Genomic DNA, 19,963 nt, shown 5'->3' with positions numbered 1-19,963 from the left:
GGGCAGGGCGCAAGGGGAGTAGTTGCAAGGATCGCAGTCAGCGATCCCAGTTGACGCGCTGGACCAGGGCCTGCATCTCGGCATCGTCCTCATGGCGGGCGGGGTCGAATGCCTCCCTGCCCATCCGCTCATATTTCCAGCTGTCGCTGATCTCGCGAAAGTGGCGATAGGAGACCTCGCGTGTCACCAGCCGCGAACCGAGATGACCGCCGATGGAATGGATCTTCCACTGCTGCCGGTCTTTGATCCGATGGGGCACCAGGGTCCATTTCGGCGGGCACCGGTCGGCGTCGACCTTCACAACGCCAAACCGCGTCTCGAGACGCTCCTTGCGCACGACCGTATAGTCGATGTGCCGCCGTCCCGGGCGCGCCGGCGGAGGCTCGCGTCCCTCCAGGCCGATGACCCAGCGGCCCTCGTAGCGCAACACCCCCGTCGCGGAGGTTTCGGCAATGTCGAACAGGCTCCGGCCGTTGGTCGTCAGGACCAACTCGTCGACATCGGATCCTTGAACGCTCGCCGCGGCTTCCAGCAGCCTGCGGCGGGCATGTTCCCAAACACCGTGCTGGCCGAAATCGGAATCCCAGTAGCGCCGGGCGTCTATGCCCTGCGGACCGAACTTGAACGGCCAGTCGACGACGCGGACTGCGGCGATGCCGTCGAGAGTGCCGATGGCGTCGGCCAGATCCTGCGGCGTGTAGCGGGTCGAGCCATTGTCGTAGATGAGAACCGCGTCGGCGCCGTGGATATCGCGCGAGAAGCGGACCCAATCCTGGATCCAACGGAGATCATTGTTGCGCGACTGGGTGAACATCACACGCCGGCCGGCGAAGATATCGACTTCGCTCGGTTGGACGTCGATCGTCACGTCGCCCAGCGCTGAGGTGATGACCAGGCTGCGCGTGCCCTCCGGGGCATCGACATGAAGCTGACCATGGCGATCGAGTTCGCGCAGTTCAAAGCTGCAGGCGTGGCCGGACGGGTTGGCCACGATGGTGGCGGCCTGAAGGGCGTCCTTGAGGTTCAGGAAGGGCGGGCCGACCAGCACGATCCGGCCGCGGATCCCGATGAAGCAGTCATAGAACAATGTCTCGGAATCGAACTTGGCGTCGAAGTTGCCGTCCCGCGCCTCAACGGGTCGCGTCGGCTGGCGTCGCGTGGTGGTGAAATCGGGCAGCAAGGTTGGACGGAGGCGCATGACCTCGACGCGCGCGGCGGAAAGGCTCAAGATCGGTCTCCCTTGCTGAATCGCCAAACCATGGTGAGCCGAGATCCCTGAAATCAAACGTCGGTCTGCCACAGGTCAAGCCGAACGCGTCACCATCAGGTAAAGGGCTTTCGGATTGGTGACGAGATAGCGCCAGAACAGGCGGCGCGGTTCGAGCCAGATGCGATAGAGCCATTCGAGCGAGGCGCGCTGCATCCATTGCGGCGCCCGCCGGTTGGTCCCGGAGAGGAAGTTGAACAGGCCGCCGGAGGTCTTGATCACGCCAATGTTGGGGAGCTTGCCGCCATGGTCGCGGACGAAGCGCTGTTCGTGCGGCACGCCCATGGCAAGCCAGAGAATGTCAGGCTTCAGGGCATCGATCTCGGCGAGCTTTGCCTCAAGCGCCTCGCCCTTGAGGAAGCCATGGCACGAGCCGGCAATGACAAGGTCAGGGTAGAGCCGGCGCACATTGGCGAGCGCCCGGGCGTTCTCCTCTTCCGTCGCGCCGAACAGGTAGAAGCTGATGCCGGCTGGTACGGCGCGCTCAGCGACGTCGTGGAACAGGTCGGTGGTCGCCACGCGTTCAGGCAGGGCCTCGCGGCAGAACAGGCGCGATGCGAGGACAAGCGGTTGTCCGTCCGCGACGATCTGGTCGGCGCCCAGCACCAGGCTCGCCAGCTCTGGCTCCGCCGCGACGCGGGCCAGAACCTCGCCATTGGCGGAGGTCAGGTAAAGTGGTCGACCGCCACGGGGATGTTCCCGCGCCGCCCGGATCATCAGATCAGCGGCTGCTGAACGGCCAAGGACCGTGATCGGCATGCCTCCGATCGTGACGGTCGGAACAGCGCGAAATTCAGTGTCGAAGCCCATCGTCTTTGCGTCCGTCAGACCAGGCGGGCGAGTGGAGGAGCCTGCCGGGGAGCCGGCCGGTTGGCAACCGGCACGACCGACGCGGCACCAAGACCTCCGCCACCACCGAGCAGGGCGAAGGCCAGAACCAGGGCGATGCCGAGGCCGCTGCCCAGTGCGAAGCCGGCTGCCGCCATGACCACGCCGCGCGGCGGGAATGTCCGGTCACGAGGCGGCTGTGCGACCGTGACGATCCGGGCGTTCGACGTGTCGACCCGCTCCAGTTCGCTGGTCTCACGCGAGCGGGAAAGGAAGGCGTTGAGCAGATTGCGGTTGACGTCGACCTCTCGCTGCAATTCGCGCAACTGGACGAAAGCCTGGCTGGCATTGGATGCCTGTCCGGTCAGTTCCTCGACAGTGCGGCGCTGCGCTGCTTCGCTGGCCTTGGCGCGCTGAAGATCGGCGCGGGCGGAGGCGGCGATGCGGCCAAGCTCCTCGTTGATCGCGCGTTCGAGATCGCTGACCTGGGCCTGGGCATTGCGCACGGTCGGATGACGCGAACCGAATTCGGTCGAGGCATCGGCAAGACGGCGCCGGGCTTCGGCCTGCTGGCCGCGAAGGGCCGCAATGGTCGCAGAGGCCACCGCCTCGGGCAGCGCATTGGCCTGGCCGCCGGGGCGAAGCGCCTGGAGGATCTGGTCGGCGCGAGCCTGGGCCTCGGCGATACGGGCCTGGGCCTGGCCAAGCTGGGTGTTGGCGTCGGTCAGCTGCTGTTCGCTGACGAGCTGTGTGCGCGTTCCGACCAGGCCGTTGCGGCGACGGAAGTCCTCGGCCCTTTCCTCGGACACCTTCACACGCTCGCGCAGCTCATCGAGGCGATTGGTGAGCGACAGCGTGGCGCGGCGGGCGGCTTCCGCGCGGGCCGACGTCTGGGATTCGATGTAGGCGTTGGCGACGGCGTTTGCCAGGCGCGCAGCCTTGTCGGCATTGTTCGCCCGGGCCGTCACCTCGATGATGAAGGTGCGTTCCGGGCGGCGGACGATGACGCGGTCGTAGAGCGCGGTGAAGGCCAGCCGTTCGCGGACCTCCAGGCTTTCCTCGACCGGCGCGCCCCGCAGTCCGAGATTGCCGAGCAACCGGCTTGCCCAGGAGGCATCGCCGCCGACGAATTCCGGATCCTGGGTCAGGCGCTCGCTGTCGACGACACGGGCCAGCACGCTCTGCGACGTCACGATCCTCGCCTGGCTCTCGACGAAGTTGATCGCGGTACTGGAGTCCTGCTGCCTCGGTGTCAGCTCGTTGTCGAGCACCTGAAGGCCGCGCGGGTCGATGAAGATCTGGGCCGTCGACATGAAGCGCGGTGCGATCAGCCGGGACGCCGCATAGGCACCGGCCGCACCTGCGACCCCAAGCGCGGCGATCAGCACCCAGCGCCGCGCCAATGTCCCGACGATGTCGAGACCGCCTTGACGCTCGGCGACGGGGGCCGGGCGGGGGGGGCGGCGATCGGACCGTTCCGCATCCTGTGTCACATGTTCGTACATGGCATCGAGCCTTTCCTGTCCCGCTGCGCACCGAACCTGGCCATATCTGTGCCGGTTCGGGACGCTGCTGAGAGCCTGAAGGTCACATCGCAAGTGGAGGGCCACACGATGCGGTGCGGCCGGCCACCGGGATCAGGGGGCGCCAATCTCGTCGAGCGCCTGGGCGATGGTGAGGATCGCCATGTCGCGCTTCTGCGCTTGCTCGATCGTTGCTGCCAGCAATGCCGGGGAGCAGCCGTAGCGCGTGGGGCTGTCGGCCACATCATGGGACAGGAACACGAGCCAGCCGTTCTGGCTGCAGGCCTGATCCAGCAGGTGGCCGATAGACGCTGCCGACTGGGCGCAGTCGATCAATTCGGTGGCCTTGATGAAGTCGAGGTCGAGCTTTCCCGTGTTGATGCCAGGCTGGACGGACCGACTTGCCCGCGCGAGCTTGCCGAGCAGAAGCTTCTGTCGGATGCCGGAATAGCCATAGGGATAGGCGAAGGTTTCATGGGACGTGCCCGGAAGGAGCCGGCGCAGTGCCGCGCGGTTGGCGGCGAGATCGGCCCTGAACGCGGCGGGGCTCAGGTCATGGACCTTGGCGTGGCCGTGGCTATGAAGTCCGATCTCATGACCGCGCTGATGCAGGTCGACGACCGCATCGGGCGGCACGACTGTCCAGAGGTCTGTGGTTGAGCCCAGCTGGCCGGTGCAGGCGTAATAGGTGCCACGGACGCCGCGCTCTTCGAGAAGAGTGGCGCCGAGCTCATAGGCCGAAACCGGGAAGTCATCGAACGATATCGACAGGATCGGCCGGTCGAGCCGGATGGGAACCGTCCTGAATGGCAGCCTGCGCGCAATCGTGTGGTTGAAGCTGAAGCGGTTGATGTTCGCTTCGGACGCCGGCGGCACGGCGTCCAATCCAATCTCGGTCATTGGCGGGCTCGGGGGAGTGTGGGCATGGCAGCGCTCCTGCTATTTCGTGCCGAACCGGGATTGCCCAGCTCGTCATTGGATGTCGGTACGATTTGTTACGCAAGGGTAAGGCCAACGCGGCTAAGCTCGAAATCGCGGCAAGACTCTTGCTGTTCTGGTGGGCATGACTTGCCGCGAACCCGTTGGAGCCTCGCCCTTGGCCCAGATTGAGACCCAGACGATGCCCTTGTCTCGCCGTGAGACGCCGCGTCCCGGATATGCCGCCGCCAGCCCCGGGCTGGATGTGGCGGCCGTGCGGACCGTCGTCGTTGTGCCGACCTATCGACGGCCGGCCATGCTCCGCGAGACCCTGGATTCACTGTCCGGGCAGGTGGGGCATGCCGGCTTCGCCATTCTGGTCGTCGAGAACGATGTTGGCGGCCAGGCAGGGTTGACCGTGGCCCGGCAGGTCCTCGAAGCTGGCCTGCTTGCCGGCATTGCCGAGGTTGAACCCGCTCCCGGCAATGTCAGTGCCATCAATGCCGGGTTTTCGACCGCATTGGCGGCCTTTCCCAATGCCCAGTTCTTTCTCATGATCGACGACGACGAGACGGCAACCCCCAGCTGGCTCGCCAGCATGGTCGCTGCCGCCGAAATGTCCGGGGCCGACATCGTCGGCGGTCCGGTCATCCCGCGCTTCCGGACAGAGCCTGCCGCTGCGATCAGTCGGCACCCGGTGTTTCATCCGGCCTTCGGCCAGACCGGCCCCGTGGAGCGGATCTATGGCAGCGGCAATTGTCTGATCCGGCGCGCAGTCTTCGAGCGGCTCGGTGAGCCTGCCTTCGACAGCCGGTTCAATCTGCTGGGAGGCGGCGATACGGATTTCTTCCAGCGTGCCCATAGCGCGGGGTTCCGCTCATTCTGGAACCAGGAGGCCCTGGTGATTGAAACGGTCCCCGAGGACCGGACCAGCCGGAACTGGGTGATCAAGCGCGGCATGCGGATTGGCGCCATCAACCGGGCCCTCGACATGAAGGGCGTGGCCGGCGCGGCCGGGCGGGCAAAGGTTATCGCCAAGGACATGGCCATTCTCGCCATTTCGCCGCTCCGGGCGATCCGGTCGTTCGTCACGTCCGGCCACCTGCTGATCGCAATCCATCCGATCGTGATTGCCTTCGGGCGGGTGTCTTCGGCATTCGGTTCCGAACCGCATCAATATGGCCAGGACAAGCCCTCATGAGCCTTGATGCAGAGACCCGTCGTCTGCCAGGCAGCGACCTCGATGATCTGATCGCAGTGGCGCGGCCTGCCCTGTTCGTCGCGGCGCTCGCCCTTGTCTGGGTGACGCTCGATCCTTTCGCGAACCTTGGCGATACGGAGATGCTGGAACTCGCCAGCGGGCGCGAGGGGCTGACCTATTTCGCCTTCGGCCTGATCGCGGTGGCGAGCGTCGGATTGGTCTTCGCCACCCAGGCCCGCATTCTCCTGGCCCTGGTGACCCCGTTCACGCTGGCTCTTGGGGCCTGGCTGCTGGTGACGGTGGTGACCTCGCAGGATTTCTCGTCGTCACTCAAGCGCTTCGTGCTTTTCGGCTTCGTCGCGGCCATCACCGCGTCCCTGTTCCTGCTCCCCAATGGCCGCCGGCAATTGGGCCTTCTGTTGCTGATCGCCATGGGCGGCCTGCTGGCCCTGTCCTATCTGGGCGTCGCGCTCTTGCCGATGAATGCCATCCATCAGGCGACCGATGTGATGGAGGACAAGCTGGCGGGCGACTGGCGCGGCGTGTTCAGCCACAAGAACAATGCCGGCGCGATCTTCGCCATGGGCGTGTTCATGGGCATCCATGGTGCTCGCATCGGCTACAAGGCCGCCGGGATCGCGATTGCCGTTCTCTCCGCGCTGTTCGTGGTGTTTGCAGGCGCCAAGAGCGCCTTGATGCTTCTGGTCGTGACCCTCATCATCTCTGGCCTGGTCACGGTGGTCCGGTCGAATGTGCTGCGCGCCCTCCTTGTTGCCGCGCCGCTGGTGACATTGCTGGTCCTTGGTCCGGGCACGGTGCTCAATGACACCTTGGCCAGCATCGTCCGCGCCCTGCCTGTCGATGCCACCTTCACAGGCCGTTCGGATATCTGGGTCATGGCCTTCGATCACATCGCCCAGCGGCCGCTGACCGGCTATGGCTATGGCGCCTTCTGGACATTGGAATCGACCAAGTTCGGTTCGGAAGATCTGGAGAACTGGGCGGGCAGCGCCGCTCATGCTCACAACGGCTATATCGAGGCAGCCCTCAATCTCGGAATTCCCGGATTGATCCTGGTCGTGCTGGTCATGGTGGTCCAGCCGTTCCGCGATTTCACTCGCGCGGGCTCGCAAGGGGCCGATCCCGCCCTCACCATGATGCTGCTCCAGATCTGGCTGTTCGGCATCTACCTATCGGTGATGGAGAGCTTCCTGTTCACGCGTGTCGATTCCATCTGGATCACGTTCCTGTTCGCGGTGTTCGGCCTGCGCTATGTCGCCCGATTCCCCGGAGTGCGAGCCTGATGCTGCCAACGTCCCCGCCGTCGCGACTGACGGTGCTCGTGTCCGATGCCCGCGCCCTCTGTGGCGTGGAGGCTTTCGCACGCAGGCTTGCCGAGACCGCCGGCGATCGCGCCATGACCCACGTGCTCGGCTGGAACCTGCCGGCGCTGGGCACAGCCCTGAACGACCGGGATGTCCTGGTCATCAACCTGCCGGTGGTGGCCTGGAAGAAGCGGCTCGCCGAGCCGGTCGCCGCTGCCGCGACCGCGCGCCTTGCCGGCCGCGCTGTCGTGCTTGTGCTGCACGAATGGGCCGATCTCGACTGGAAACGGCGGGCGACCTATGCACCGCTGGTGCCGCTGGCGACCGAGATCCTGTTCTCTTCGCCGGAAGTGGCGCGGCAGTTTGCCGGAAGCCCGGTCGCGAGGCTCGCGACGTGCCGGCGCGGTATCGTGCCAATCCCGCCCAATCTCGTGCGTCCGGCCTTGCTGCCGCCCACTGCGCTTGCCTCACGGCTTGCCGGTGAACGGGCCAAGGGCCGGCTGGTGCTCGGCCATTTCGGCTCGATCTATCCGAAGAAGCAGTCGGCCATCGTGCTGGAGGTCGCCGCCCGCCTGAAGGCCAGGGGGCAGCCGGTCTTCGTTGCCTTCATTGGCTCGTTCGTGAAGGGCATCGACCAGGTTGAGGAGGATTTCCGCGCCCGCGTTGCCGCGCTCGGCCTTGAGGACGACGTGCTGGTCACCGGCTATGTCGAGACCGATGCCGAGATCTTCCGGCTGTTCGAGGAAGTCGACGTCTTCGTCTATGCCTTTGCCGAAGGACTGACCGCACGGCGAGGCAGCGTGCTCGCCTGCGCCATGTCGGGACGGCCGGTGGTCGTCAATGCCCCCGCCGAGGCCGACGCCTTTGCTCATCACCCGACCTATCGCCGCCTGATCGATGAGGGCCGGCTCAGGCTGGTTCCAACCGATGCCGATGCGGATGCACTGACGGACGCGATCATGGCCGCCGCGGCCGCTCCCGCTCCCGCTGTCGCTTCGGGTGTGGATATCACAGCCGCCTGGAACGACGTGCTGGCCTCGGTCGATGCGGTTCTCGCAAGGCCCGCCAAGTCCTAGAGGCGGCCTTGGCCGTCACGGCTAAGTCCAGCCTGTCCCACCATCCATACGTCCATTCTGCTGCGGTTCCTGGCTGTCTGCTGCCCACGCATGCTCGCCGACCGGCCAGACCATTGGCCGCCCTCAAAGCGATCCGACCACCGCGGCGCTGTGATGCGGCCGGGTGGTCGGGCATATCTCGTTTTGCGACGGAAAGGCTCAGGGGCCTCACACGGCGTTGGCATAGGCCTTCCGCGAGAAGATCGTACGGAAGATGATCTCGATGTCGAGCAGCAGCGACCAGTTGTCGATGTAGTAGAGGTCGTGCTCGACGCGGGCCTTCATCTTGTCCTCGGTGTCGGTCTCGCCGCGCAGGCCGTGCACCTGGGCCCAGCCGGTAATGCCGGGCTTCACGTTGTGGCGGCGCGCATAGAGGGCGATCCGGTCGTCGAACTCCCGGTCATGGGCCAGCGCGTGGGGACGCGGGCCGACAAGCGACATCTGCCCTGCAAGCACGTTGATCAGCTGCGGCAGCTCGTCGATGTTGAGGCGGCGCAGGATGCGGCCAACGCGGGTGATGCGCTGGTCGTTCTTGGTGGCCTGGCGGATCACGTCGCCGTCGTCCTGCACGGTCATGGTGCGGAACTTGACGATCCAGAACGCGCGCTGGTTGAAGCCGTGGCGGCGCTGGCGAAACAGGACGGGGCCGGGGCTGTCGAGCTTGACCGCAAGCGCCACCATCAGCAGCACCGGGGTCAGCACGAACAGGCCGAAGGATGCGAGAACAAGGTCCATCATGCGCTTCAGCATGATCTCGCCGGCGGTCAGCGGCGGGCGGCCGAGCTGCAGGCTGGCAATGCCACCGGCCTTGGCGATGCGGATCTCGTCGAAGCGGTCGAAGATGCGCTCCGGACCGAGATGGATGGTGACAGGTGCCCGCATGAAGCCGTCGATCAGCAGATCGATGGTTGTGGTCTCGGACCACGGCACGATGATCAGGACGTCGTCGAGCTGCATGTCACGCGCCTGGGTGACGATGCGGGCGATGTCGGTACGGCTGGGATGACGATCGGTCTCCGAGAGGAGGCCAGTTCCGGCGATGTGCATGCCGGCATTCCAGGGCTGATAGCGCATGGCGAAGGCGGTCACATCGGCCTCGCGGCCGACCAGCATCACGCGGCGGGCCGGAATGATGCCGATCTTGGAGCCGACCGTCAGCAGGCGGCTGGCGGCCGCGCGCGTCAGCAACACCAGGGGGAGACCGATGACGAAGCTCGCCATGACGCCGAAGCGGGAGAAGACATCGGTCGTCTTGGTGGCGAAGGCGAAGGCGATCAAGGTGATGAAGGTTGCCGTCCACAAGGTCAGCGTAGGGCCGATCTTGCCGCGCACGCCGATATAGTTGCCGACCTGATACTGGCCGCGCACCGCATTGAGCAGGACGAACAGGCTGGCGAGCAGCAGGGCCAGATTGGTCTGCGCCGAAGAGGACCACCAGTCGCCTGCCGAGAGGCGGTTGTAGATCGCCGAGACGGCATAGGAACCCGCGGCCACCACCACCCAGTCGAGTGTGGCGGTTACGGCCTTCAGCGCGAGCCGCATCCAAGCATAACCGCCACGGCTGCGCCGCTCTATGGCGCCGATCGGAAGGTCAAGATCCTTCAGGGTCATGGCGAAGCTCTCAGCTCAGTTCTGCGTCCAGCATCGCGGACGATCCCTGTGGGTCGTCTCGAAACGGGACACGGGTTCATTCTAAGCTTCACCAATGCGAATGCCGTGCCGAGGGGGATTGGTTCCTCCGTCGCCGATGGCCTTCAATTGCTGCGCGGCTTCGCTCGTCACGCTGAACAGGGCCTCGCGCGCCTCAGCGGGCGTGAGGTCGTGGTCCGCATTCGGGATGAAGTGCAGCCGGACGGCGCGCGCTCCGCCGAGGGCACGTCCGCGCGCGCCGAAATGGCGGGCGAGTTCCGACAGACCGGCATCGTCCTCGCTGAAGACCATGTCGACGGGAATGCCGCGCGCCACGACCTTGGCCATCAGGGCGCGGGCCTCGCGCGTCTCGGCGGATGGACGAATCCGGCCGAGCCGCGCCCAGGCTCGCCGTGCGAATTCGGCCGCGATCGGCAAGGGGTTGCGCTGACCGGTGAATAGCCGGAGCCAGGCGCGCGGCTCCCAGACCTTCGCGACATAGCTCGAGGCGGCGGCATAGCTCGACGCGATCGCCTCGGCGACCGTCTCGCCGGAGCGCCAGACGAAGCGCTGGATGTTGACAATGACGAGGCCGGCGATGCGCGGGTCGTTCGCGGCGGTCCGAAAGGCGAGATAGGCGCCACTGCAGGCGCCGAGAATGGCCGGTTGGCCAAAGCCGCGCTCTGCCATGGCGTCGATGGCTGCAGCCACCTCACCGGCATGATCGGGAACATAGAGCAGGTCCTCGAGATCGTCTTCCGCGCCGGGACGATCCGGGCTGTCGCCGATGCCGCGGAGGTCGAAGCGGAAGGAGGCCGTGCCTTCGGCGGCCAGCCTGCGGGCCATGGCGACGGTGGAGCGGGCCCAGCCGATATGCGGGTTGCGGCCGGCATTGAGGATCAGCAGGACCTCGCCTGTGGCAAGCGAGGAAGGCCGGCAGAGCACGCCGAACAATTGGCCCGCGGGGCCGAAGGTGATCGGCTCCTCGACGAAGCCAGTGCCTTCGAGAACGGCCGGGGCAGGGGCGGCGGCTGGCCGGAGCGGGCGACTGGGGAGCCTCGCGAGCCAGGTGGTGGCGCGCCCGAAGGCCGCATGCGGAGTGACCGCCATGGTCGGGCTGAGGCCGATCGCATCCAATCCATCGACCGGCTCGGCGTCGATCCCGGTCGCGGCCAGGCTTGCCGCATCCTGCGCGCCGGGGCGGTGCAGGATCAGGGCGGGGGCGGGAATGGTCAGTTTCGACAGGTCGAGCGCCTTGAGATCGTCAAGGGTTTCGCGCGTGGTCAGCAAGCCGCCGATCAGCAGGCCGGCTTCGGTGGAGGTCGCATCCGGGTCGAGCCTGGCGCCTTCCGCCACCGCCCGCGCCGTCATGGCGAGTTCGCGCGTGTAGATGCGGCCACGGGTGATCGGATCGATCAGGACAAGGCCTGCCAGATCCGCAACCTCGCTTGCGGCACTCGCTGCCAGCAGCGCGCCGAACCTCAGACCGGCGACGACGATGCCACTGACGCCGGTTGCCTGCTGCAATTGGCTGGCAGCCTGGGGAATGGAGGCAAGCCAGGCGGCGACCCGTCCCGGATCGAGATCGCTGCCGAGCGAGTCCCCGGTGCCCGGCAGATCGTAGCGCAAGGTCGCATGGCCGACCCGGTTGAGGGTTTCAGCGAGCAGGCGAAGGCTTTTGGTTGAGGCCAGCGCCTCGATGCCGTGGGGGGGCACGATGACCACGCCGAGACCGGATGGCGGGATGCCCTCGGGCGGATTGTCGATCTTTCCCAGGATGCCGTCGAAGATGATCGGGGTCATGCGGCACCATAGCGGACGGGCGCGGCGTTCAGCGCCTCGACGGCGCCGCTCGGCGCAAGCCCCGGAGCGCCGACAAGGGAGATCAGGCGGGTCTCGCCGGGGGCCAGGCAGAAGCCCTGGTCCGAGGGCTGCAGGGTCAGGTCGTCGATGGTGACGAAACGGGCGAACCGCTCGGCGGCAATGCGGAGCGCCGGGGTCTCGACGGTTCCTGCGACCTCGACACTGAGCGAGCCAGTGGCAGGCCTTGCGGCGCAGCCTGCCAGGACATGGCTCGCCTCGGCGACGATCGCACCGGTTTCGGGATCGATCAGGCGCGCCAGCGTCGCCTCATGGGCGCGCGCGCCGAAGCGGTAGGCGTGGGTGATGTCGAAGAACCGGCCGATCAGCGCGGCGCTGGACAGGCTTTGCGACGACCTTGGGGCCACGGCGATGTCGGCCTCGGCCTTCGCCAGGGGGTGCGGACTGTCCCCGTAGCTCGCCAGTGTGAGCTTGAGGGTAAGCGCCGAGCTGGTCTCGTTGGTGATGTGGATGCCGAGACCGTTCAGTCCCTCGTCGGTCAGGCCGAGATGGACCGGCTGGAAGGCGCGGCGCAGCGCAAACCACGGCGCCTTGGGCTGGCCCCGGTCATCGATGACACCCCAGCCGGCGCCTTCGGCCATGTCGTTGAGAAACCAGACCAACCCGCCGCCGCAGCGCGAGCCGGCGCGCCGCCATTCGGCAAGGACGGCTTCCATGAGCTCGCTGGCAGCGGCGCGGCCGAGCGCCAGATAGCGGTCCGGATCGCTCGCGCGCAGCGCCTCGGGATCGGCGCCGTAGAGCGTCCCGACATAGTGGTCGCGCACGTCCTCGAAGTCCCAGTCGGCGCCGAGGTCGCGCGGGATGCTGGCCTTCCAACGGGGACAAGTGGGGTCAGCGGTCCTTGCCGCGCGCAGCCTTGCCGGGGACGGCGGATTGGCGAAGGCGAGGCATTCGGAAGCGAACCGCACGTCGGAGCGGCGGGCATCCTCGATCGGGCGGCGATAGGCGCCGACGCCGAAATAATGTGTGACGCCCTCGTTGGTCAGGAAGGGCAGAGGGCCGCCAGACGGAGAGTGTACCACGTGGACAGCCTGCGGCGCGAGATCCGCAACCAACGCGGGGACCGTCTCGTCGAAGAACGGCATGGCGGCCTGGGCCGGCGTCAGGCCGAGCATGGTCGCCTGCTGGGCAATCTCGCTGCCGCCGCAGACCACGGCGAGCGAAGGCGAGGCCTGGAGGCGGTTGAGCAGGCCGCGGACTTCCCGCTCGCACAGCGCCGAAAAGGCAGGATCGGCAAAGGGATAGTCGAAATTGGCGAAGGGCAGGTCGTGCCAGACGAGGATGCCCATCTCGTCGCAGGCATCGTGGAAGGCTTGGGACTCCGGCGTCATGGTGCCCGACAGGCGGAGCATGTTCATGCCGGCGTCGCGAGCGAGCTCAAGCAAGGGGCGGGGATCGGCCGAGCCGGGCGCCGTCGGCTTCGGCGGCATCCAGGATGCGCCCCGACAGAAGACCGGCAGGCCATTGATCTTCAAGGCGAAACCCTTGCCGTCATCGCCCCGGTCGATCGCAATCGAGCGGAAGCCGACGCGGCCGCAATCGATCTCGTGGGTCCCCAGACGAACGGTGACGCCGTGCAGGACCGGCTCGCCATGAGTGTGCGGCCACCAGGCGGAGACGCTCTCGATGGCGAGTGTCGCCGCAAGCGTCGCAGGTCCGGTCGCGACCAGCGGCGTGCTCATGCCTGCACAGCTGATTGTTGCTGTCCCATCAAAGGCTTGATCGAGCGTGAGCGCCACGTCGAGACGACCGGTCGTGCCGTCCAGCCGGGGGATCAGGCGCAGGTTCCGGACCCGGAACGGGGCCGAACGCGCGACGAGCGTGACCGGCTTCCACGGACCGACGATCGGCGTGGTCGGCGCCCATCCCGGCATGCTGCCAAGCGGCGTCCGGCGCAGGAAACGGAGCGTTCCCGGCGTGATCATCATGGGCCGCCAGCGGGCGCGGGGACCCTTGGCGTGCTCCAGAAAGCCGGAGGTTTCCCGGAACAGGAGAGAGATCTCCGTCTGTCCCCGGGCCTCGAAATCCACCTGATGGCTGAGGAACATCGACCGGGACGACAGCACGCTCTCGCCGTCGACACAAACCTCGGCCAGCGTCGCGAGACCCTCCAGAATGAGCGTCTGTGGGCCGGTCGCCTCGACCGCGCAACGATACCAGATATCGGAGGTTTCGAGGAGGTCCACAGCTTCGGGGAAGACCTCGGCCGCCGTGCCGGGCACGGGGGCTGCGCGCCAGTCGAGGCCGGCTGCTGCTGCGGGCGAGGGGACGATGCCGGGCGGGCCGAGGGCGGCCATCCAGCCGCTGTCGAGCACCGTCGCCGGCTCGCCGCCGATTGCCCGAACCTCAGCCATCGCGATCTCAGGATGCCTGGCGGAGGAGAGGCACCGCCGGTTCGGCACGGGCCATTCCGAGGGCAGAAGCGATCGACGCCATGGCCTCGTCATAGGCACGCGCCATGGAATCGAGCGAGGCATCCAGCGCGTCGAAGCGCTTGCGGGCGAGCGCGCGGGCCAGCAGGAACTGGAAGGTCTTGGCCGAGGCCGTCATCTCGGCACAGAGCGCGATCGCCCGGTCGAGCGGCAAGCTGGTGCGACCGGCGATCCAGGCGAGATGATCGCCGAGCAGCGCGATATTGGCACCGAACTGACGAGCGGTGTTGAAGGCATAGGGGTGGAACGAGGCCGGGGGCTCGCTGCCGAGCCAGTCGAGATGGCGCTGGATCGCGGCGCGATAGGCATCCACCGGATTGGCGTCGGGCCGCCGGGCGAGATGGCCCTTGAGGCGCGCGACGACCGCGTCGGTCAGCGCCTGGCCGGTGAGGCCGGGGCTAACCACCTTGATGAACTCGACATAGGGCGGGAGCACCGGCGTCGGCACCGAACCGAAACCGAGCATGGCCTCGACATCGGCGCCCTCGGCGTCGAAATAGCCGGCATTGTGGAAATAGCCGAGTTTCGCACCGTCTCTCTCGAAGCGGTTGATGCCGATCGTCGTCTTGGAATGGCCGGTCTTGTAGGTCACGCCTGCCGTGTCGGCGAGGAAGTGCGCATCGACCTCGACGAGGACAAGCCGCCCGCGGGCCACCTGTTCCTCGATATGGTCGACCAGCGGCCGGTAGATCGACAGTTCCAGCACCTCGATGCCGAACAAGGTCTCAAGATCGGCCGCCGACATCTTGAAGAAGGTGAACTGGTCGCCCTCGAAATCCTGGGCGACCGTCATGCCGAGACCGGCCGCGGGTTCGCGGCCGAGCGTCGACAGGATCTCGATGAAGAGATCGGTGTGGCAGTTGGTCTCCGGCCAGGCACGCTCGGTGCCGTGCAGCTGGTGGCGCGGATAGGTCGCCTCCGCGAGGCCGGGGAACACCGCCGTCATGATCAGCCCCACAGCGCCTTGCGCACCGATTGCGGCCAGGTCTTCACGTCGGTGCCGTGATGCTTCAACAGGGCCAGGATCACCCGCTCGTGGCCGAAGCCGACGCAGGCGGTGTGAGCCACTTCGCCGTCCGAGCTTTCCAGCTCGAAGGTCTTGCCGAAATGGTCCTGGTGATAGTTGAACGACAGGCAGGCCGTCGGGTTCTCTTCGCTCTCGATCGCGATCAGGAGCTCGAACTTCAGACGCTGGTCGCGCTGGTTGACCGCCAGCATCTTGCCGGTGCGGCCGAAGAACGGGTCGTTGGCGACGTCGAGCTTCAAGGGCAGGCCGAGCTCGCCGATCAGTGCCTGGCCGCGCTCCAGCCACTTGGCGCGGAACTCGGTGACCTGGTCGGGGGTGCCCATGCGGACGAATTCGCGCATGCGGAACATCTGCTGGCGCGCCGGGTCCTTGGAGGGCTCGTGGCGGAAGCAATAGGACATGAGGTCGAAGAGCAGGCCGTCGGCCGGCAGCTGGCCGCGCTTGGCAGCGGTCGGATAGAGCGGATAGCAGGCGGCCGGCGTGAGCACGATCTCGCTCGCCTTCTGGCCCTCGGTCCAGTCACCCTTGGCTTCGATGGTCTGCAGGAGGCTGACATGGTCTGCCGGGCTGCCGCAGAAGCAGTGCACGGTGCCGGCGAGCTGGGGGAAGCTCTTCATGTAGCCGGATTTCTCGAAGACCTGGCGGCTCATGGCCGGGGGAAAGCGCACGACTTCCGGCTCGTCTTCGGCACCGTAACGGGTGACCAGCGCCTGGAAGCGGTCGCCGATCTCCTCGAACAGGCCTGAGCGGCCGTAGAGGCCATCAACGCCGGTATCGATGAGAAGGCCCTTGTCGAACAGTTCGTCGAGGAAGGTGGTGGTCGAAGGCACGGCGGTCTTGTCCAGCATGGGTCAACCCTCCAGGTCGGTATCGAGCCGCGACATCAGCAGCATGGTCGAGGTGTTTGCGATCACGCGGTCATTGGCGATCATCAGCGGCGCCGACAGGATGTCGCGCAGCTGGCGTCCGACCGAGAAGGGCGTGTCATTCTTGAAGCCAAGGATGCCGGTAATGGTCAGCGCTTCCTGGACGATGGCGACGGCCTTCTGAGAGGCCTGCACCTTCACCGCGTTCATGGCGACGGCGAAGCCCATCGTGTTGAGGTCTTCCTCGTGGTGGCGGGCCGCCTCGAAGCGGGCGATGCCGTCACGGACGAGCGCCTTGAGCGCGGAGAGTTCGGCGGCTGCCGCGGCAAGGCGGGTCGCGCCAGGCGGCAGGGCGTTCGGCGTGCGGCGTGCAGCAGCCTTGACCGAGGCCTGGGCCTTGGCGAGTGCACCGCCGGCAATGCCGAACCACAGACCCGCCCAGAACAGATGCGAGCTTGCCAGCATGGACTGCGCGGCGATCTCGGCGAAGGGACGGGGGAAGACCTGTTCAGCGGGCACGCGGGCCTTCAGCTTGAAGCCGTGCGAGCAGGTGCCGCGCATGCCAAGCGTGTCCCAGACCGAGGTCTGGTCGAGGCCGGCCTGGCCCTTCTCGATGACGACCATCACCTGGTCGGACGAGGCGGCATCCGGTGCGCGGCGGGCGGTTGCCAGGATCGCGTCGGCGTCGAGGCCATAGGAGATGACGGTCGCGTCCTTCTCCAGCGTGACATGGTCGCCGTCGGGAACGATCGAGCAGATGGAATTGCGGAGGTCGCCGCCAATGCCGCCTTCGGTGGTGGCGGAGCCCAGCAGCAGCTGCTGTTCTGCGACGCGGCGCATGAAGGAGACGTGCCAGGCGCTGTCCTCGCCATGATGGACGAGGCTCGAGACCTTGATCTGATGCATGGCGAAGACCATGCCGGCGGACGAGCAGGCGCGGCCGAGCTGGGTGCAGAGCTCGGCGATCTCGCCGAAGGTTGCGCCTTCGCCGCCATGCTCGCGGGGGATCATGATGCCCAGCAGCCGCGCCTCGCGGAGCGCTGCCATCGCCTCGGCGGGGAAGCGCCCGGCCTTGTCGACGCTGTCGGCATGCTTCTCGGCGACAGCCGCGACCGCGTTCATCCGCATGGCGAATGAGGTGGCGGCCGGGCCGGTGGAGGTGCGGCTGGTGTCAAGCATCGGATCAGCCCTCGGCGCCGGCAGGAGCCAGTTCCTCAAGGGCGGCCGAGATGGTCGCGAGCGAGGAGAACAGTTTACGGTTGAGCATCCGCTCGGGAAACTCGACGTCGAAAGCCTCTTCCAGCGCCAGCATGAGCTGGACCGAACCGAAGGAGGTCATGCCCGCCTCGTAGAGATCGGACGTATCGGTCAGACGGTCGATGCCGCCTGGCAGTTCGACCGTCTTGGCGACGATCTCGCGAATCTTGGCCTTCATGGCGGACGGCTCCCTTTCGAGCTCATCCCCCGTTCCCGGGGGAAGACGTACCTGTGTTTGAACCAGTTCGGCAACGATCTGTTGACGCAATGGTTACTTGAGTTGCCCCAGCGGCACGATGCGACCTTTTGCTGGCTCACATTGCTTCACTGAAACAGTCCCGTGGCGAAACGACAGGCGTGTCTCCATTGGACTTGCCGATATGGATGCAGGCTGCTTGCCAGTTTGTTGAGACGCCGGGCATTCATGTCTTCGCCGGCCAGCGCAGGTCACGGGGTACCAGCGGAAATCTTCGAAAAATTGTACGTTTTCTGCCGCCAAATGGCGAGAAATGGACAATTTTCGCGAAAAACGGACAAGTTCGCGATGCGGGCTGCAGTCCTGCAAGTAGTAAACGATTGGTTTACGGGAGCCGGCCTGGCCGCATCGTGTCCGAGGATGGGACAAGCGGGACTGTCCCACGGCCCCGAACGGGACAGGCAAAAGGCCGGGCAAGCCGATGTGGCGGCTTGGCTTTCATGGTTAATGAAGGATGAAGATCAGCGCACCAGAACGCGCGCGGCCTCGCGGGTTGTCGAGACCGCCTGATTGACCTGGGTCACCGCTGCCGAAATGCCGGTCATGTTCTCGGAAATGGTCGCCACCGAACTGGCGGCGTCCTGCATGGTGGCGGACATGTTCTGTGTGACCGCGCTCTGCTCCTCGACCGCCGCGGCGCTGGCAATGACATTGTCGCGCACGGTCTCGACCGAGTGGCGGATGGAATCGAGGGCGCGCACGACATCGCCCGAGATCGACTGAACGCCATTGATCTCCTGGCCAATCTGCTCGGTGGCCTTGGCCGCCTGGTTGGCCAGGTTCTTGACCTCCTGGGCCACCACCGCGAAGCCGCGGCCGGCCTCGCCGGCACGCGCGGATTCGATGGTCGCATTGAGAGCCAGCAGGTTGATCTGGCCGGCAATGGTGTTGATCAGGCCGACAATGCCGCCCATGGCGGTGGCTGCGTTGGAGAGCCGCGAGGTGAAGCCGCTGGCGGCATTGACCTGGTCGAAGGCCTCGTCCGTCGCATTGCGCGAGGCGGCCATGCTCTGCGAGATGTCGCCGACCGAGGCCGCGAGTTCCTCCGAGGCGGCAGCCATGGCCTGGACGCTGTCGTTGGTAGCCTGGGCGCGGCTCGCCGCCTCGCCGGACTGGCTGGCGGAGCGCTGGACCGCCTGGTCGATCTCGCCGAAATTCCGGTCGATCATCTCGCGCAGATTGCTGAGCAGACGCTCCTGCGCGGTGATGTCGGTGGCGAACTTCACGATCTTGTAGGGGCGGCCCTTGGCGTCGAGAATCGGATTGTAGGAGGCCTCGATCCAGATCTCCTTGCCGCCCTTGCCGAACCGCTTGTACTTGGCGGCCTGGTATTCACCGCGGCGCAGGCGCGCCCAGAAATCGGCATAGTCGCTGCTGGCGCGATAGGCCGGATCGACGAACATGCGGTGATGCTGGCCCTTGATCTCGTCAAGGCGATAGCCGAGAGCGGCCAGGAAATTGGCGTTGGCATCGAGGATCGTGCCGTCGAGATTGAAGGCAATCACCGCCTGCGACGTGTTGATCGCGGCGATCTGGCCGGCCTGATCCATCTCCACCTGCTTGCGCGCGGTGATGTCGGTGGCGAATTTGACGACCTTCACCGGCTTGCCGTCAGGTCCGAGGATCGGGTTGTAGGAGGCCTCGATCCAGACCTCCTTGCCGCCCTTGCCGATGCGCAGGAACTGGCCGGCCTTGAACTCGCCAGCCCGGAGCCCCGTCCACAGGGCGCGATACTCGGCGCTGTCCTTGTGACCGGACTCGACGAACAGGGAATGGTGCTTGCCCACGATCTCCGCCAGTTCGTAGCCCAGCGTCGACAGGAAGTTCTGGTTGGCCGTAAGGATCGTGCCGTCCAGCTTGAACTCGATGACCGCCTGGACCCGATCCAGGGCCGCCAGCTTGGCCTCCGTTTCGAGCGTCGCCTTGGACTGGAATGCGAACATGCGGGTGCTCCTTCGGGGGCGGCGGCACAGATGCGAAGCGGGGCAGGGGATCTGAAACGACGGGGCCATCCCGCGTGACGGCGCCTAACGCTAGGGAATGTTATAGGCGGCGATGTGTTATCTATGACTTAACGTCCTTAATTCACATAAATCATGCTTCTTCATTCGCGTTATTTAAGTATTATTGTTTCGATATTCAAAATCGTCTCATACAAAAATTGATACAATCGAAATATTAACCAATATTATCTAATAGAAAAATCGCCATCAGTCAGCGTCATTCAATGTTTGAATGATCTATACAAATGGATCGCCCATAGGTTGCATTTTCCCGACGCGATATGTGCCGAGCCGGGACGCCCCAGACCGGGCGGCGGTCCTATCCGATCTTACAGGGCCCAGATGTTATTCCGCGGCGCCGGGCCGCCTGCCATGGGACTGATCAACAGATGATTTGATTAAATCCGCGGCCTAGACCACCTGTCCTGTCGGCAT

General features: G+C 65.9%; 15 protein-coding genes. 3 read left to right on the top strand and 12 right to left on the bottom strand.

Going from position 1 to position 19,963, the window contains the following annotated elements:
* Window positions 1–37: 37 nt before the first annotated feature.
* The 4 genes from E8L99_RS23620 to E8L99_RS23605 all read right to left on the bottom strand — a co-directional run bounded on the left by E8L99_RS23620 (window position 38) and on the right by E8L99_RS23605 (window position 4,518).
* Window positions 38–1,228: a hypothetical protein gene (locus tag E8L99_RS23620; RefSeq protein ID WP_137101859.1), complete on the bottom strand. Its 1,191-nt coding sequence runs from the start codon at window positions 1,226–1,228 to the stop codon at window positions 38–40.
* A 75-nt stretch (window positions 1,229–1,303) separates the two neighbouring features.
* Complete coding sequence (locus tag E8L99_RS23615) at window positions 1,304–2,026, bottom strand: WecB/TagA/CpsF family glycosyltransferase (RefSeq protein ID WP_252511208.1); 723 nt, start codon at window positions 2,024–2,026, stop codon at window positions 1,304–1,306.
* Window positions 2,027–2,091: 65 nt separating this feature from the next.
* On the bottom strand, window positions 2,092–3,600 hold the full coding sequence (locus E8L99_RS23610) for a GumC family protein (protein WP_137101857.1): 1,509 nt from the start codon (window positions 3,598–3,600) through the stop codon (window positions 2,092–2,094).
* Window positions 3,601–3,732: 132 nt separating this feature from the next.
* Complete coding sequence (locus E8L99_RS23605) at window positions 3,733–4,518, bottom strand: polysaccharide deacetylase family protein (RefSeq protein WP_137101856.1); 786 nt, start codon at window positions 4,516–4,518, stop codon at window positions 3,733–3,735.
* Window positions 4,519–4,714: 196 nt separating this feature from the next.
* On the opposite strand from E8L99_RS23605, the gene E8L99_RS23600 reads away from it, so the two are divergent.
* The 3 genes from E8L99_RS23600 to E8L99_RS23590 are packed head-to-tail and all read left to right on the top strand — an operon-like array spanning window position 4,715 to window position 8,138.
* Window positions 4,715–5,737, top strand: a complete 1,023-nt coding sequence (locus E8L99_RS23600) for a glycosyltransferase family 2 protein (RefSeq protein WP_252511207.1) — start codon at window positions 4,715–4,717, stop codon at window positions 5,735–5,737.
* Window positions 5,734–7,041 carry an O-antigen ligase family protein gene (locus tag E8L99_RS23595; protein WP_137101855.1) on the top strand — a complete coding sequence of 436 codons (1,308 nt, stop codon included), beginning with the start codon at window positions 5,734–5,736 and terminating at the stop codon, window positions 7,039–7,041. The genes E8L99_RS23600 and E8L99_RS23595 overlap by 4 nt, the downstream gene beginning before the upstream one ends.
* Complete coding sequence (locus E8L99_RS23590; protein WP_137101854.1) at window positions 7,041–8,138, top strand: glycosyltransferase; 1,098 nt, start codon at window positions 7,041–7,043, stop codon at window positions 8,136–8,138. The genes E8L99_RS23595 and E8L99_RS23590 overlap by 1 nt, the downstream gene beginning before the upstream one ends.
* A gap of 207 nt (window positions 8,139–8,345) precedes the next feature.
* Here E8L99_RS23590 and E8L99_RS23585 read toward each other — a convergent pair whose 3' ends face one another.
* The 8 genes from E8L99_RS23585 to E8L99_RS23550 form a co-directional block, all read right to left on the bottom strand.
* Complete coding sequence (locus E8L99_RS23585; protein ID WP_137101853.1) at window positions 8,346–9,788, bottom strand: undecaprenyl-phosphate glucose phosphotransferase; 1,443 nt, start codon at window positions 9,786–9,788, stop codon at window positions 8,346–8,348.
* A gap of 81 nt (window positions 9,789–9,869) precedes the next feature.
* Complete coding sequence (locus tag E8L99_RS23580) at window positions 9,870–11,609, bottom strand: alpha/beta fold hydrolase (RefSeq protein WP_137101852.1); 1,740 nt, start codon at window positions 11,607–11,609, stop codon at window positions 9,870–9,872.
* The gene (locus E8L99_RS23575; RefSeq protein WP_137101851.1) at window positions 11,606–14,041 is read right to left on the bottom strand and encodes a glycoside hydrolase family 2 protein; all 2,436 of its coding nucleotides are present in this window, start codon (window positions 14,039–14,041) and stop codon (window positions 11,606–11,608) included. The genes E8L99_RS23580 and E8L99_RS23575 overlap by 4 nt, the downstream gene beginning before the upstream one ends.
* 7 nt (window positions 14,042–14,048) lie before the next feature.
* On the bottom strand, window positions 14,049–15,065 hold the full coding sequence (locus E8L99_RS23570; protein WP_137101850.1) for a DUF1839 family protein: 1,017 nt from the start codon (window positions 15,063–15,065) through the stop codon (window positions 14,049–14,051).
* Window positions 15,066–15,067: 2 nt separating this feature from the next.
* The gene (locus E8L99_RS23565; RefSeq protein WP_137102259.1) at window positions 15,068–15,976 is read right to left on the bottom strand and encodes an amino acid--[acyl-carrier-protein] ligase; all 909 of its coding nucleotides are present in this window, start codon (window positions 15,974–15,976) and stop codon (window positions 15,068–15,070) included.
* 21 nt (window positions 15,977–15,997) lie between these two features.
* Window positions 15,998–17,191, bottom strand: coding sequence for an acyl-CoA dehydrogenase family protein (locus tag E8L99_RS23560; RefSeq protein ID WP_137101849.1), 1,194 nt, complete (start codon window positions 17,189–17,191; stop codon window positions 15,998–16,000).
* 4 nt (window positions 17,192–17,195) lie between these two features.
* Entirely contained in the window at window positions 17,196–17,447 is a 252-nt protein-coding gene (locus tag E8L99_RS23555; protein WP_137101848.1) for an acyl carrier protein, read from the bottom strand.
* A 539-nt stretch (window positions 17,448–17,986) separates the two neighbouring features.
* Window positions 17,987–19,468, bottom strand: coding sequence for a methyl-accepting chemotaxis protein (locus E8L99_RS23550; protein ID WP_137101847.1), 1,482 nt, complete (start codon window positions 19,466–19,468; stop codon window positions 17,987–17,989).
* Window positions 19,469–19,963 lie beyond the last annotated feature (495 nt).

Source organism: Phreatobacter aquaticus (assembly GCF_005160265.1).
Lineage (GTDB): Bacteria > Pseudomonadota > Alphaproteobacteria > Rhizobiales > Phreatobacteraceae > Phreatobacter > Phreatobacter aquaticus.
The sequence above is the reverse complement of the archived record's forward strand: the minus strand, read 5'-3'. Positions and strand labels throughout refer to the sequence as shown.

Coding starts and splice junctions, on each gene's coding strand:
- E8L99_RS23585 (WP_137101853.1), bottom strand. CDS start 9,788: ATGACCCTGAAGGATCTTGACCTTCCGATCGGCGCCATAGAGCGGCGC.
- E8L99_RS23570 (WP_137101850.1), bottom strand. CDS start 15,065: ATGACGGCGGTGTTCCCCGGCCTCGCGGAGGCGACCTATCCGCGCCAC.
- E8L99_RS23605 (WP_137101856.1), bottom strand. CDS start 4,518: ATGACCGAGATTGGATTGGACGCCGTGCCGCCGGCGTCCGAAGCGAAC.
- E8L99_RS23595 (WP_137101855.1), top strand. CDS start 5,734: ATGAGCCTTGATGCAGAGACCCGTCGTCTGCCAGGCAGCGACCTCGAT.
- E8L99_RS23610 (WP_137101857.1), bottom strand. CDS start 3,600: ATGTACGAACATGTGACACAGGATGCGGAACGGTCCGATCGCCGCCCC.
- E8L99_RS23580 (WP_137101852.1), bottom strand. CDS start 11,609: ATGACCCCGATCATCTTCGACGGCATCCTGGGAAAGATCGACAATCCG.
- E8L99_RS23550 (WP_137101847.1), bottom strand. CDS start 19,468: ATGTTCGCATTCCAGTCCAAGGCGACGCTCGAAACGGAGGCCAAGCTG.
- E8L99_RS23615 (WP_252511208.1), bottom strand. CDS start 2,026: ATGCCGATCACGGTCCTTGGCCGTTCAGCAGCCGCTGATCTGATGATC.
- E8L99_RS23560 (WP_137101849.1), bottom strand. CDS start 17,191: ATGCTTGACACCAGCCGCACCTCCACCGGCCCGGCCGCCACCTCATTC.
- E8L99_RS23555 (WP_137101848.1), bottom strand. CDS start 17,447: ATGAAGGCCAAGATTCGCGAGATCGTCGCCAAGACGGTCGAACTGCCA.
- E8L99_RS23590 (WP_137101854.1), top strand. CDS start 7,041: ATGCTGCCAACGTCCCCGCCGTCGCGACTGACGGTGCTCGTGTCCGAT.
- E8L99_RS23575 (WP_137101851.1), bottom strand. CDS start 14,041: ATGGCTGAGGTTCGGGCAATCGGCGGCGAGCCGGCGACGGTGCTCGAC.